Raw genomic sequence first — 14,252 nt, forward strand, 5'->3', positions numbered from 1 at the left:
GCGCCCAGATCGTCACGATAAGAGTGAGCGTTCAGCTAGGGAACTGGGGCCAACCCTAGACCTGTCCAACGCGCCGTCAGCGCCGCGCCTGCAGGCCCAGCCTTGCGCCAGACCACGGCGAAGCCGGCGCGATCGGGCAAAACCATGACGCGGCGCATCGCAACCGCCCCGTTGCCATGCCCGGATTCGCCGCAGCGCGCATTCCCCAGGTGACCCCGGTCGCGGAACTGAAAAGCGGTGCCGCAAACCCGGTCCGACAGCACTTGCCAGTCAAACAAATGCAGTACAAAAGCCGCGCGGGAATTTTTAATTCTCATGGGGAAAAATAACATGAACGAATATTCCGTCCGCCAGTCGGACCGCCGTCAGCCGTGGTTGTCGTCGTTGTCGTTCGCCGTAATCGCCGCACTGAGCCTCGCCGCTTCGGCCGTCCAGGCCCAGGCCGCGCCGGAGGATCGGGCCCTGGCCCAGCGCCTGCGGATCGAAGAATCGCTGGCGCGGGTCGATCGCCAGCTTTACGCCGGGTATTTCCGCCAGGCCTACGCCCGCTATCCCTCGATTCCGGCCGGCACCCTGGAATCGGTGGCTTATGTCATGAGCCGTTGGCAGCACCTGCGTCCGCAGACCGCCGCGTACGGCGAGCAGCACCAGCACATGCCGCAGGCCTACGGGGTCATGGGCCTGTACCACGGCGAAGGCTTCGCCGATCAGGTCGGCGAGGGCGCGCGTGCGCTCGGTGTGCCGGTCGCGCGCGTGCAGCGCGATCCGCTCAGCAACATTCTGGCCGCCGCGGCCTTGCTCGATCGCGAACTGCGCGCCGACGGCGTCAACGCCAAGTCGCCGGTCGAAGCCACCCGCGCCGCCCTGGAGCGCTATGCCGGCTTCGCCCGCGGCCAGGACAAGAGCGCGGTGCAGTCGCACGCCCGCGCCAGCTTCGCCTTCGATGTGCTGTTGGCGCAGGACAAGGGCGTCAACGATCGCGGCATCGTCGTTCCCGAACGCGCGGTCGCCTTCGAACGCGCCTTCGATGCGCGCACCCTGGTGCGATTGCGCGCGCCGTTCGTGCGCCTGGACGCGGCCCGCGACCGCGTCGAAGCCGGTCGCCTGAATCCCAGGCAAGGCGATGCGTTCGCGATCGATCCGCTCAGCGAAACCCTGCAGGCGCCGGTATCGGCCGCGGCCGACGAAAAGAGCACCGACTACCCGCCGGCGCTGTGGGTCGCATCGCCCTACCACCACGCGCGCACGTCCTACGACTCGGTGACCATCCACACGATGCAGGGCTATTACGCCGGCAGCATCTCCTGGTTCCAGAACAATCCCAACAGCGTCAGCGCGCATTACCTGATCCGCAGCTCCGACGGCCAGATCACCCAGATGGTGCGCGAGAACCGCGCCGCCCATCACGTCGGCGTGCATAACGGCACCACGCTGGGCATCGAGCACGAAGGCTTCGTCAACAACGCCAGCTGGTATACGGCCGCGATGTACAACGCCTCGGCCGCGCTGACCCGGCATTTCTGCGCGACCTACAGCGCGATCAGCTGCGCCAGCGCGTTTCGCGGCCCGGCCGGCAGCGGCATCAACGTGTTGCCGGCCAGCGTCAAGATCAAGGGCCATCAGCACTACAGCAGCCAGACCCACACCGATCCGGGCATCAACTGGGATTGGGCGCGTTACTACACCCTGCTCAATCCGGGCAATCCGCCCGGCGGCGGCAGCGTGATCGACAACTTCGAAAGCACGGTCGGCCACTTCGACACCTCGCCGTCGTATTCGGGCAGCACCACCGGCATCTCGACCGCGTCGCTGAGCGAACGCAACTGCACCACGCGCAAGAACGGCGAGTGCTCGCTGCGAGTGCTGCTGAAGGACGACACCGCGAGCGCCAACGCCTGGGCGGTGCGCCTGTTGTCGGCCAGCGGCAATCCGGCCAGCAACGCCAACCTGACCCGCGCCAACGGCAAGGTCGGCTTCTGGGTCTACACCGGCGCCACCGGCCTGAGCGCGGCGATCGGCATCGACGACAGCGACGGCACCGAGCGCTCGCTCAGCCGCGCGATTCCGGCCGACACCTGGACCTATCTGGAGTGGAGCCTGACCGACGATGCGCAGTGGGACGCGTGGGTCGGCGGTGCCAACGGCGCGATCACCGCCGCGACCGTGAAGCTCGACGCGGTGTGGTTCTACCGCGACCAGACCGCGTTCGACGTCAACCTGTATCTCGACGATGTGCAAGTGAAAAACTGAGGGGCGGGCGCGCAGGCCGCAATCCCGCAGCGGCCTGCGCGCTTTTTCTCGGCATCGGATCAGCTCGGCTGGGCCTCAGCGCCTTTTGTAGGAGGGCCTTCAGGCCCGATGCTTTTCGCTCCGACCCTGCGCAATCATCGTTGCGAAAAGCATCGGGCCTGAAGGCCCTCCTACAAAAGACTTCGTGCATCGCAGCGAACAGGCTGGACCAAACGACAGGGGGAAACAGCGATGTCGGAACCCAACGATTCACCCGGACCGAAGCGCCGACCGCCGCGCCGCGCACCCACCTGGCTGGCGATCCTCGCGCTGTTGATCGCCGGCGTGGTGTTCGCGCAATGGCTGCGCAGCGCGCGCGGTAACACATCCATTGGAATCGCCGCTCCGCCCGCCGCCGTCCGCCTCGCCGCGGACGCTGGCGACCGCAATCTGCCGATCCGCGTGCGCGACAGCGTCAGCGGCCGCGTTCTCGATTCGAACCTGACCGTGCACGCACGCGGCGTCTCGGCGCGCGTGCAGGATCTGCGCACCACGGCCAGCGGCGAACGCATCGCCACGCTGGCGCCGGGCGAGTACGAACTGGTGATCGGCGCCGCCGGCTTTCAGTCGCTGACCACGCGCACGCGCATCGACGCCGCGCAGCCGTTGCCGACGACGGTGTGGCTGACGCCGGCCGCGCCGTCGGACGCGCTCGACCTGCTTGCGCTGAAGGCCGCGGCCTGCGCGCGCTGCGCGATCGTCAGCGGCCATCTCTACGACCGCGCCAGCGGCCGGCCGCTGGCCGGCGCGCAAGTGCGCAGCAGCCAGGGGGCGCGCACGGTAAGCGACCGCGACGGCTATTTCGAATTGTCCGCCACGCTGCCGCGCGCGCTCGCGAACGACAGCCAGGCGCTGCCGGCGACGTTCGATCTGAGCATCGAACACGCCGGCTACCGCGGCCAGCGCCTGAGCGGCCTGGCGCTGATCAACGACAGCCGTCATCTGATTATAGATCTGGATCGCGGCGACGGCGTCGTCTCCATCGACCGCAGCCACGTGCAGCAGCGCGCGCGTCATCGCGAGGATCAGCAGCGGCCGCGATCGGCCGAAGATGCGCTACGTGCGCAAGCCGATGCGTCCGCGTCCGCGGATGAGGTCGGCCTCGATCCGGCGCGTCCGCAATCGGTCGCGCTCGCGCAGCGCCTCGCCGCACAGGCCGCGAGCATCGCCGTGCCCGCCAGCATCCGCGTGGGCACCAATTGCTCCGGGCGTTCGTGCACGGCGGTGTCGGTATACACCTTCGAGGACTATGTCGGCCGCGGCCTGGACGAAGAATGGATTGCGTCGTGGAACCCGCAATCGCTGGCCGCCGGCGCGGTGGCGTACCGCAGCTACGCCGCGTACTACGTCGCCCATCCGGTCAACAGCCGCTACGACATCTGTTCCAGCACCTCGTGTCAGGCCTTCAACGCCGACAGCGTCGCCGCCACCGTCGCCGCGGCCGCTGCCACCCGCGGCGTGCTGTTGACCCGCGACGGCCAGAGCGCGGCCTTCAGCGAGTATTCCTCCGAGAACAACGCCTGGGACGACCCTGGTGACGGCCTGTCGTGCGTCAACAACGATCTGAGTTGCGGCAACGGCAACAACGGTTCGCCGCGCAACGGCTGGCCGTGCCTGTCCGATGAAGTGGGACGCGGCCGCGGCTGCTTCGGCCATGGCCGCGGCATGAGCCAGTGGGGCACGCAGCGCTGGGCCGCGAACAACGGCCGCGACTGGCGCTGGATCGCCAATCACTATTTCAACGCCAACAACCGTCCCGGCGGCCAACGCAATGCGTTCCTGGCCAACGACGGCGGCAGTCCGGGCGGCGGCGCGGTGCTGCTGGACGACTTCGAAGGCAGCGTCGGCCGCTTCGCCAGCGCGCCGACCTTGTCCGGCAGCACCGCCGGTATCTCGACCGCGTCGCTGGCCCAGCACGACTGCGCCACGCGCAAGAACGGCGCGTGCTCGCTGCGCGTGCTGCTCAAGGACGATCCCGCCGTGGCCACCGCATGGTCGGTGCGGCTGCTGTCGGGCGGCGGCACGCCGGCCAACAACGTCGAGTTGATCCGCGCCGGCGGCAAGGTCGGTTTCTGGATCTACACCGGCGCCAGCGGCCTGCGCGCCTCGTTGAGCATCGACGACAGCGACGGCACCGAGCGCGCGATCGAACGCGCGATCCCGACCGGCCAATGGACGTACCTGGAATGGTCGCTTGACGACGCCGCGCAATGGAACGCCTGGGCCGGCGCCAGCAACGGACAGATCGACGGCGCCGGTGTGCGTCTGGACGCGGTGTGGTTCCTGCGCGAACAGACCAGCTTCGACGTCAACCTCTACCTCGACGATGTACAGATCGCGCACTGAGTTTCACCACCGATGTTTCGTCCCGTTGTCCCGACCTTGTCGCCGCGGCGCGAAGCTCGCGGCCCCAACCATGGAGTTGTGCTCATGAAGTCAGTCAATCGCACCCGTGGCGCGCTGGCGCTGTTCGCGTTCGCGGCCTTGTTCGGATCGGCCGCGCAGGCCGCGCCGACGTTCCAGATGCCGTTCCCCTGCGGCCAGGTCTGGTCCGGCCAGACCCGTACCAATCACAGCCCGGCCAACGCGGTGGATTTCAACCGCGCCAACGACGAAGGCGACACCGTGGTCGCCGCCGCCGCCGGCACCGTCAGCGTGGTGCGCAATCTCGGCGATACCAGCTACGGCAAGTACGTGGTGATCGATCACGGCGGCGGCTGGACGTCGCTGTACGCGCATCTGAATTCGTACTCGGTCTCGGTCGGGCAGAGCGTGGCGATGGGCAAGTCGATCGGCACCGTCGGCACCACCGGCGGCTCGACCGGCCCGCATCTGCATTTCGAAGAACGCCTCAGCGGCAGCGCGCAGAAGATCAAGTTCAACGGCTCGCAGATCACCTATTGGGGCACCGCCAACTACACCAGCCGCAATTCCTGCGGCAGCAGCGGCGGCGCCACCGGCACGGTCAACACCAGCGGCACGCCCTTGAACGTGCGTTCGGGCCCGGGCACTTCGTATTCGATCGTCGGTAGCCTGAGCGACGGCGCGACGGTGACGATCCAGTGCCAGACCACCGGCACCTCGGTCAGCGGCACCTACGGCACCAGCAACATCTGGAACCGGATCGGCAGCGGGCGCTTCATTCCCGATGCGTATACCTACACCGGTTCCGATGGGCGGGTGGCGCCGGATTGCTGAGTGGGGCGCGGCCCTCACCCCAACCCCTCTCCCGCAAGCGGGAGAGGGGCTTTGAGCAAGTCCCTTCTCCCGCTTGCGGGAGAAGGTGCCCGGAGAGCCTGCCCCCGCGAAGGCGGGGGGCGGATGAGGGCAGCTCAACACTCGTCGCGCGTATGCTTGAAACCGATCTCGCCACCTCTCGCCGATGACCGCCACGCGCGTTCTATTGATCGCCCTCATCTCCGCCGCGGTCGGTGCCGTCGCCGGCGGCGCGTACGTGGCCCATCGCGATGCCGCCTCGGTCGCATCGCCGAAGCCACCTCCAGCGATCTCTTCGTCACCATCGAAGCCGCCACCGGCCCCGAACGAACCATCGCCCTATCCCGAATACCTGTCGCTGGGCGGCAACCACGTCAGCTTCCAATCCCTGCGCGAGCGCGCCAGCCGCGATCCTGCGTTCCTGCAAAACCTGTTGCAGCGCTTCCGCAACGAAACCGAACCGGCCGCGCGCGGCGAACTGTTGTCGCTGCTCAATGCCGTCTCCGGCGACGATGTGCTGCGCTTCGCCCTGTCGCTGGCGGCGAGCACGCGCGCGCAGGACGAGCGCGACGGCCTCGATCTGCTGCGCGCCTATTCGATAGATCGCGCCGAGGTCCGCCAGGCCGTGCTGAGCAAGCTGGAGCAAGACGGCGACCCGCAGCGCACCGCCGAACTGGTCGGCATGCTGACGCCGACCACGATGCCGAGCGAAGACGCCGCGCCGGTGGTGGCGCAGCTGAGCGCGCTGACCCGCCACGCCGATCCGGCCGTGCGCGCCGAGGCGGTATTGCAGTTGGCGCAGTGGGACGACGGCGCCCAGGCCGAGGACGTACTGCATCGCGCCCTGCTCGACGCTTCGCCGCAGGTGCGCGGCAAGGCCATCGCCGGGGTGCAAAGCTCGCACCTGCGCAGCGACCGGCTCAAGGAGGCCCTGCTCGACATCGCCGCCGACCCGGCCAGCAGTCCCGCCGATCGCGGCGCGGCCGCCTTCGCCCTGCAGGACTTCCGTCTCAACCGGGCCGAATACGGTATCTGGCGCCGGGCCCAGATCCAGGCCGACCGCGACAGCGGCGAGGGCGGCTGAACAAAGGTTCGGCGCAGACTGGCTCTTCAAGTGCCCCGGCAGGCGGTTTAGGGGGCATCCAAAGCGTGACCGCGAGCCCGTTCAGCTCGTCCGCTCCAATCGCGCCGGACTGGGCTGGCGCAAGCCGGGTATTTTCCCGTTTCGCCGAAATAATTTCTCTTGAAATCAATTGGATAGGATTATGGTCGGAGCCGTCCAAGCATGCCTGCGCGGCCCGAACCGATACCTGTAATTGATAATTTTGTGCCAAATTTGGCAAATCGTCTGAACATCCGGCTCCCAAGCCAATTGATTTTCGCCCCGGACGCCACTACGGTGTGCGAGCTGAGTTAGTCAAGGGTCACCGTAGGTCGTGACCCGATGCCGTAGATCAACGATCCACAGATCCACTCCATCGTTCCACGCTTCCTCCTTGCAACCAGCCCCACCGCCGTGCAAGCGGCATTCCAAAATACATACGTTTCAAGGAGTTAGTAAAATGGCAGATCGTGAGATCGGAACCGTCAAGTGGTTCAACGATGCTAAGGGCTTTGGCTTCATCTCCCGCGAAGGCGGCGATGACGTGTTCGTGCATTTCCGCGCGATCCAGGGCCAGGGCTTCAAGAGCCTGCAGGAAGGCCAGAAGGTCTCCTTCGTCGTGACCCAGGGCCAGAAGGGCCTGCAGGCCGACCAGGTTCAGGCGGTCTAATTCGCCCGTACCCGTGACCGGCGGCGCAAGCCGCGGGTCGCTCGAAAAGCCCGGCGCAAGCCGGGCTTTTTCGTTTTGGGCGCCCGCGCCGCCGCGCCGATGCCCCGATCGCCTCATTCCCGCGCCGGACGTTTTCCCTCACCATGATCCGTCCCCCACGCGATGCGCCGCCATGAGCTCACCCGACAACGAATCCGATTACGAAGACGACGCCTTCGACTTCAGCGGCAACGACGACGATGAGGACCTGGACGAAGAAACCCTGTTCTGGCAGCTGCTGCTGCTGATCAATCCGGGCGACGAAGAAACCGCGCTGCACCAGTTCGGCCGCTTCCGCGAACTGCGCGAGGGCGCCGACGGCGACGGCGAGGCCATCGACACATTGCAGGAGGTGATCGACTGGACCTCGGGATATCGCGTGGAGGAGGGCGACACCCAGTCCTTCATCGATTCGATCGCGCAACTGGCCGCGCGCTGGAACTTGCAGGTGGATTGGGGCGTGGACGATCCCACCGACGACGAGTTCCTGCAAAGCGTGGATGTGCCGGAGCTGATGTCGACCGCGCACGATCGCCTGCGCGAGCATGGCTATACCGTGTGGAATCGCGATACGCGCGACGATACCTTCGCGGGGTGGATCACGTTGCGGCGCGATGACGAGACGATGCAGGCGGTGGCGGCGGCGTTGGGGGTCGATATTCGGCCGGGTAGCGATGCGTTTTGAGGGATGCCGGTGGTAGGTTTCGTCGCGATTTGAGCGAAAGGCATCGGGCCTGAAGGGCCCTCCCACAAGAGCGAAAGGCATCGGGCCTGAAGGGCCCTCCCACAAGAGATTGCGAGGCCGCGGCCTCTTTTGTGGGAGGGCCCTTCAGGCCCGATGCTTTTCGCTCAGATCGCCGCACACCAGCAAATCAGTGCTTACAAAACGCCGCCACCCGCGGATGCCGCTGCTCGAACGTCCCCAGCTTGCCGAACAAGCCATCGAAATAGCCGACCGCGATCGCGACGACCTTGCGCAGCTTGTGCTGCTCGCACACCAGCACGCAGGCCACCTGATGCAGGGTCAGCAGCTCGATCAGCCAGTGGATCGACCAGCGCGCCGAGTTCGAGCGCAGCGCGTGCACGGCGTTGCGCGAGGCGTAGTAACGCCGCCAGGCGACATGGTTGCTGGTCGAGAAAATCCCGCGTTTGACGTATTCGCCGACCTGCTGGCGCATCTGCACGGCGGTATTGACGAACACCGGCACGCCGTTGCGGGTGGCGCGCATGCCGTACTCGATATCGACGTACTCGATGAAGTAATCCTCGCGGAACTCGCCGACCTTGCGATAGGCCGCGGCCGAGATCGCCGAACCCGACGAGATCACGAACAAGGTCGGCACCAGGCCTTCCTCGCGCTCGTCGATGCGCTCGGGCTTGGGCATGCGCAACTGCGGCGAGAACACCGGCAGGTACTTGCCCAGGTTCACCTCGAACACCTTCGGCCCGACGATGAACGCGTCGGTGCCGGTGCGCGCGCAGGCGCGCATCATGCCGTCGAAGAAATCCGCGCCGAGCTGCGAGTCCTGGTCGAGCAGGAACATCACCTGGCAACCGCGCGCGAACACCAGCTGCGCGCCGCGGTTGTAGGCGCCGGAGATGCCGCCGCGGTTGGCGTTGTGCACCACCTCGATGCCGGACTCGCGCAAGCGCGCGTGCAAGTCCGCATCGGCCTGCGGCGAGTTGTCGACCGCGACCACATGGCGGCAGACCGCGCGGGTGGCGGCGAGCTGTTGCAGGTGCGCGGCGCTGGGCTGCCACAGCACGACGATCACGCCAAAAGAATCGGGATCGATGGAAGTCCTGTCGTCCTCCGAACCGCGAACGCAGAGCCCCGAATTTGCGGCGTCACCGGCCGAAGTGGCCTCACTCCCCGTCGACCCAACGTCTCGCGCGGAAACCTCCGCGCCCGCCACCCCCTCGGCCTCACTCAACGAAGCATCGCGCGCCTCGCCGCTCATGCCGCCGCTCGCATCGGCAAGGCCTGCAGCACCGGCGCATGCGCGCGCTCCAGCAACAGAGCGTTGGCCAGATCGCGCACGCGTTCGGCTTCCGCCCGCGGCAGCGACGCGGTATCGCAAGTCAGGGCGAAATCCAGCTCGCCCGCGTAGCCGGACATCAGCACCGCGGTGGTGCTGCGCCAGGGCAGGCGCGCGGTCGGGCTGAACACGGTTTCGACGCGGAACTCGCGGTACTCCTGCGGAATCTCGATGCGGCCGATGTTGGACAAGGTGGTATCGAACTGATCCAGGTCGGAGCGGCGCTCGGCGACGAACTGGCCGAACACCGACTGCATCATCTCCAGGCCGACGAAGTATTCGTAGACGTTGCGCGCCATGCGCTCGATCCGCTGATTCAAGCGGGCCTTGAACTGCCGGGCGTGATCCCAGAACGCGGCATCATCGACCTGATCGGGCGCGAGCCGGGTGTCGAGCGCGACGATCGAGCCCGGCGAGGCCGAGAACAATTGATCCGCGCCGATCAGCGGCAGGAATTTGCGGATGTCGATCGGCGCGAAGATCTTGCCTTTCGCGTCCGCGCCCTTGACCGTGCGGAACGCCAGCGAGAACGCCACCGCCATCGCCGCGAACATGGTCACGCCCTCGGCGCGCGCGCGCGCGGCCAGCGCGCTGGTGGCTTCGCGCGGCAGTTTCCAGTGCAGCACGTAGAACTCGCCCTGCGGTACCGGCTTGCGCTTGCGGCGCAGGGCGAAGAACAAGCGGAACGCCAGCGCTTTCCAGGCCGCGCTGCGGCGGATGCGGCGGTCGGCCAGCACCTGCGCCGGCAGAATGTCCTGCAGGGCGTTGAAGCTGGTGTGGCGGCCGATCTCGAGTTGCGGGTTGTCGCACAAGGCCAGGGTTTCGCGCAGCAGCGTCATCATCGACATGCCGTCGCAGATGACGTGATGGCAGACCACCAGCAGTTCGCCGACCGGCTCGCCGTCGGTGTCCACGCCGTGCACCCACACCATGCGCATCAGCGGCGCGCGTTCGCTGGCGAAGCGGGTCTCGCGCTCGATATCGGACTGGCGCTGCCATTCCTCGTCGTCGCGGCGCTCGGCCAGGCGCAACGGGATCGGCGCCGGATCGTCTTCCAGCACGATGTCCGGCGGATCGCCGTCGATGATCGAACAGCGCAGCATCGGATGCTTGAGCTGGACCTTGTCCAGGGCATGGCGCAGTTGCGCAGGGTCGATGCGTCCGCGCACGCGCGCGGCCTGGACGATGGTGAAGGTGGAATCGCGATCGACATACATGATTCGCTCGCACAACATCATCTTTCGCTTCATTCGGTGACTCGTGACAGTGGGGGAATTCGTTGCCGCGGGGCGGGACGTCCGGCGGTTTTCAGCCTGAGTCCGACCTCGCCACGCCCGGACGCGGGACGTCCTGGCGTTCGGCGGCGCGCGAGCCGATGGCTCGCAAGCCGCGTCCCCTCATCCCGTCATCGGGAGAGGGGTGTTTCAGTCGTTGCGGCGGCCGATCAGCAATCCGGAATCACCGCGCCGTTGTTGTCGCGCGCCTCGTCGTTGCCCCAGCGGCTGAGGTAGTAGGCCGAGACCCAGGCGCCGGCCGGACCGACGTCGAGATCGGTCTTGAGCCAGTAATGGTTGTAGCTGGTGCCCGAACGCACTTCCTCGCCCCAGGCCTTGCAATAGACGTAGTTGGTGCCCTGGTAGAGCGTGCCGACCGGGGTCAGCGTCGACGGCCACTTGTAGCCGGTGGCGTTGGCGAAGGTGTCCACCCAATACTTGCCGGTCGGATTCGGCGGATTGCCGCCGCCGTTGATCAGGCTGTAGTAGTTCGACCACGGGAAGTATTTGCCCGGGTCGTAGCGATTCTCGTTGCCCGACAACATGCCGTGGCCCTTGACCCGCACGCTGTCGGGGACCAGGTGGAAGGTGTCGTAACCCGGGCCGCTCCAGGCGCTGGCGCAATTCACGCCGCGGCGCGCGCAGATGCTCTTGGTCAAGCGCGCCGAGGCGTTGACCATCGCCGCGGACCAGTTGCCGGCGTCGGCGGCGCGGCCGTCGTGCTCGATGCCGACGGTGTAGTAGTTATGGTTCTTCGCGTGCCAGGCCTGATGGTACTCGCGCACCATCTGGGTGATCTGGCCGTCGGATTTGCGGATCAGGTAATGCGCCGAGACCTGCGCGGACGGGTTCTGGAACCACGAGATCGAACCGGCGTAGGAGCCTTCCATCGTGTGCATGATCACCGCGCTCATCGCATTGGAGGCGGTGCTGTAGTTGCTGGAGCTGGCCGGGTTCCAGATCGCTTCGCCGAAATCCACCGCCTTGGCGCCGACATCGGTGGCCGGCGCCTTCAGCGCGGGCGCGGCGAGTTCGCGCGCCAGCGCGTCGTTGACGCGCACGCTGTCGTCGCCGGCGTTCATCAGCAAGGTGGGCGCGCGCAGCTTCTGCAACTGCCCGGCATCGAAGGCGCGTTCGAGCTTGAGCGGCTGCGCCTTGATCCGCACGCCTTGTTCGTCCACGCCGCGCTGCAAGGTCTGCAGCACGCCGTAGGCGAAGCTCTGCCGCGCGTAGTCGGCGATGCCGCCGTTGGCGGCGCCGTAGCCGGCGTAGCGCGCGAGCACCGGCGCCAGATCCTCGGGCTGGGCGAGCGCGCGGCTGCGCTGGTCGGACTGGCTGGCGGCGAGCGCGCGATCGAGCAGCGCGGCCGCGGCGAGGATGTTGCTTTCCGGATCGTCGATGACTTGCCGCGCGCTGCGGCCGATCAGGCGCGCGCCGTCGCCGATCTGGTCGGCGAAGCCGCCGCCGTGGTACAGGCCCATGACGCCGAAGGAGCGCGGCATGTGCAGATCGCGCGGGTCCTGCGCCGGATCGGGGCGAACGTGGGTCCAGTTGGTTTCGGCGTAGGCGATGGCTTCCAGGGAGCCGGCGGGAAGATTCGGATAGCGCGCGTAGGCGCGGCGGAAATACTCGGGATACGACGCGCGCTGCGCTTGCGCCAACACCAGGGCGTTGGTCTTTTCCAGGTTCAGTTGCAATGTGTCGAAGCGGTCGCTTGCGCCGGCCAGGGCCGAAGTCAGCAGGAGCGAGCAGCCCAGGGCTGCGGCGAGAGAGTGCGGATGCATCGAACGATCTCCTTCGGACGCGGCTGCGATAAAGCCGCGTGGTTGCAAGGCAAGCATGGATCCCGTTCGTTCATTGTCGTGAGCGAGAGGTCGCGTTACGTGATCCGTTACCGGAAACCGCTGCGACATGACAGGTCGATTTGTGCCCGCGTTTCCATATCCGCGCTTTGACCGCCGGCACATCCGTGCGATTCATGCCGATGAACGCGTAAGCTCGGCGGCTGCGTCCGCGCACGAACGGCTGTAACAAAAAAACGCCCGCGATCGCCGCGGCGCGAATAAAAAAAGTCGGCCATGGGCCGTCTGGCTCGGTCGCCGTCCCGGGTTTGCCCCGGGGCCGGTGATTTCGCCATCGCTCAGCGAGTGTCCGGCGCCAACGCCTTCGCGCGTGAGGTTTGCAACGCGCGGCGCATGCACGCCGCGTGCGATTCACACCGCCAGCGCGAGTTGCGGCAAGCGTTGCCGGAACTGGCGATGCAGCAGCCACAGGCTGAGCATGGCCTGCAGGGTCAGGGTCGCGACCGACAGCCACCACAGCTGACGCAGTTCGAAGCCGGGCTGCGCCGACAGCCATATCGCCGGAACCGCGAACGTCGCCAGACGGCTGGCGCTGCTGAGCAGGGCCGGCACGGTGTTGCCCAGCGCCTGGAACAGGCCCGAGCAGCTGAAGATCAGACCCGAGGCGATGAAGTTCCACGAGATCACCGCGAGAAATTCCGCCGCGACCCGCACCACCGCTTCTTCCTGGGTGAAGCCGCGCACCAAAAGCTCCGGCCTCCACTGGCACAGCAGCGTCAGCACCAGCATCACCGCCGCGCTCATCAAGGTCGCCGCGCGAAACGTCGCGAGCACTCGTTCGGGCCGCCGCGCGCCCACGTTCTGCCCGGCCACCGGCGCGGTCGCGAACGCGATCGCCATCGCCGGCAGGAAGATCGCCTGCATGATCCGCGAACCGATGCCGTAACCGGCCTGGGCCTCGGCGCCGAAATGACGGATCACCCAATAGATCAGGCCCATGTACACGAACATCAGCGCGAACTCGCCGCCCGGCGGCAGGCCGATGGCGAGGATGCGCTTCCACACCGACGGCCGTATCCGCAGCAGGGCCGGATCGGCGCGGACGTATTTCTCCAGGCGCAGGAAGTACCAGACCATCAGCACCAGGCCGGCGCCGATCGCGATCGAACTGGCCAGGCCGGCGCCGGCCACGCCCATCGCATGGCCGGTCAACCAGCCGGCGATCAACACCGGCGCCAGCACGATGTTGAGCACGACGGTGAAGATCTGCACCAGCATGGTCGGCTTGGCGATGCCGGTGCCGCGCAGGGCCGCGCCCATCGCGGTCGGAATGAATTGCAGCGCCAGCCCGGGCAGGAACCAGTGCAGGTACTCGATGCCGGCCGCGGTGGTCGCCTCATTGGCGCCGAGCATGCGCATGTACGCGCCGGCCAGGGCGTAACCGGCGACCAGCACCAGCACCATGCACGCCAGCGCCAGCAGCAGGCTCTGGTTGAACACCAGGTTGGCGTCGTCGCGATCCTTGCGGCCGGCGGCCTGCGCGATCAGCGCCATCGTGCCGACCGCGAGGATCTGCGTCAGCGCCATGATCACGAACTGGACGTTGCCGGCGGCGCCGACGCCGGCGATCGAGGCATCGCCCAGGCGCGCGACGAAATACAGATCGACTAGCACGTACATCATCTGGAACAGCATGCCGGCCGCGATCGGCGTGGCCATGCGCAGCAGGTGGCCGGGAATCGAGCCTTGGGTCAGGTCCTGCATCGCGATCACGCAAGGAAGAAGTCGGAAGTCACGACGTTACCGCGCATGCGCACGGCC

11 protein-coding genes are annotated in these 14,252 nt (G+C 67.1%); 6 read left to right on the forward strand and 5 right to left on the reverse strand.

What is annotated here, in order from left to right; genetic code table 11:
• Positions 1–35: 35 nt before the first annotated feature.
• Positions 36–332, reverse strand: coding sequence for a hypothetical protein (locus J7J50_RS15395; RefSeq protein WP_215056753.1), 297 nt, complete (start codon positions 330–332; stop codon positions 36–38).
• On the opposite strand from J7J50_RS15395, the gene J7J50_RS15400 reads away from it, so the two are divergent.
• The 6 genes from J7J50_RS15400 (at position 331) to J7J50_RS15425 (ending at position 8,001) form a co-directional block, all read left to right on the forward strand.
• Entirely contained in the window at positions 331–2,250 is a 1,920-nt protein-coding gene (locus tag J7J50_RS15400) for a peptidoglycan recognition family protein (protein WP_215056752.1), read from the forward strand. The two genes, J7J50_RS15395 and J7J50_RS15400, sit on opposite strands and share 2 nt — an antisense overlap.
• Before the next feature lie 231 nt (positions 2,251–2,481).
• Positions 2,482–4,635 (forward strand): SpoIID/LytB domain-containing protein, encoded by a 2,154-nt coding sequence (locus tag J7J50_RS15405; protein WP_215056751.1) that lies wholly within the window; start codon positions 2,482–2,484, stop codon positions 4,633–4,635.
• A gap of 84 nt (positions 4,636–4,719) precedes the next feature.
• On the forward strand, positions 4,720–5,487 hold the full coding sequence (locus J7J50_RS15410) for a M23 family metallopeptidase (protein ID WP_215056750.1): 768 nt from the start codon (positions 4,720–4,722) through the stop codon (positions 5,485–5,487).
• A gap of 184 nt (positions 5,488–5,671) precedes the next feature.
• Positions 5,672–6,589, forward strand: coding sequence for a HEAT repeat domain-containing protein (locus J7J50_RS15415; RefSeq protein ID WP_215056749.1), 918 nt, complete (start codon positions 5,672–5,674; stop codon positions 6,587–6,589).
• Positions 6,590–7,067: 478 nt separating this feature from the next.
• Complete coding sequence (locus J7J50_RS15420; RefSeq protein ID WP_057941511.1) at positions 7,068–7,277, forward strand: cold-shock protein; 210 nt, start codon at positions 7,068–7,070, stop codon at positions 7,275–7,277.
• Between the two features lie 172 nt (positions 7,278–7,449).
• On the forward strand, positions 7,450–8,001 hold the full coding sequence (locus J7J50_RS15425) for a hypothetical protein (RefSeq protein WP_215056748.1): 552 nt from the start codon (positions 7,450–7,452) through the stop codon (positions 7,999–8,001).
• 187 nt (positions 8,002–8,188) lie between these two features.
• Here J7J50_RS15425 and J7J50_RS15430 read toward each other — a convergent pair whose 3' ends face one another.
• From J7J50_RS15430 to J7J50_RS15445, 4 genes are all read right to left on the reverse strand, one after another.
• Positions 8,189–9,091 (reverse strand): glycosyltransferase, encoded by a 903-nt coding sequence (locus J7J50_RS15430; RefSeq protein WP_215056747.1) that lies wholly within the window; start codon positions 9,089–9,091, stop codon positions 8,189–8,191.
• Positions 9,092–9,273: 182 nt separating this feature from the next.
• Positions 9,274–10,605: a condensation domain-containing protein gene (locus J7J50_RS15435; RefSeq protein ID WP_215056746.1), complete on the reverse strand. Its 1,332-nt coding sequence runs from the start codon at positions 10,603–10,605 to the stop codon at positions 9,274–9,276.
• Positions 10,606–10,799: 194 nt separating this feature from the next.
• Complete coding sequence (locus J7J50_RS15440; protein ID WP_215056745.1) at positions 10,800–12,413, reverse strand: peptidoglycan recognition family protein; 1,614 nt, start codon at positions 12,411–12,413, stop codon at positions 10,800–10,802.
• 429 nt (positions 12,414–12,842) lie between these two features.
• On the reverse strand, positions 12,843–14,195 hold the full coding sequence (locus J7J50_RS15445) for an MATE family efflux transporter (RefSeq protein WP_215056744.1): 1,353 nt from the start codon (positions 14,193–14,195) through the stop codon (positions 12,843–12,845).
• Positions 14,196–14,252 lie beyond the last annotated feature (57 nt).

This window comes from Lysobacter sp. ISL-50, assembly GCF_018612875.1.
GTDB lineage: Bacteria > Pseudomonadota > Gammaproteobacteria > Xanthomonadales > Xanthomonadaceae > Lysobacter.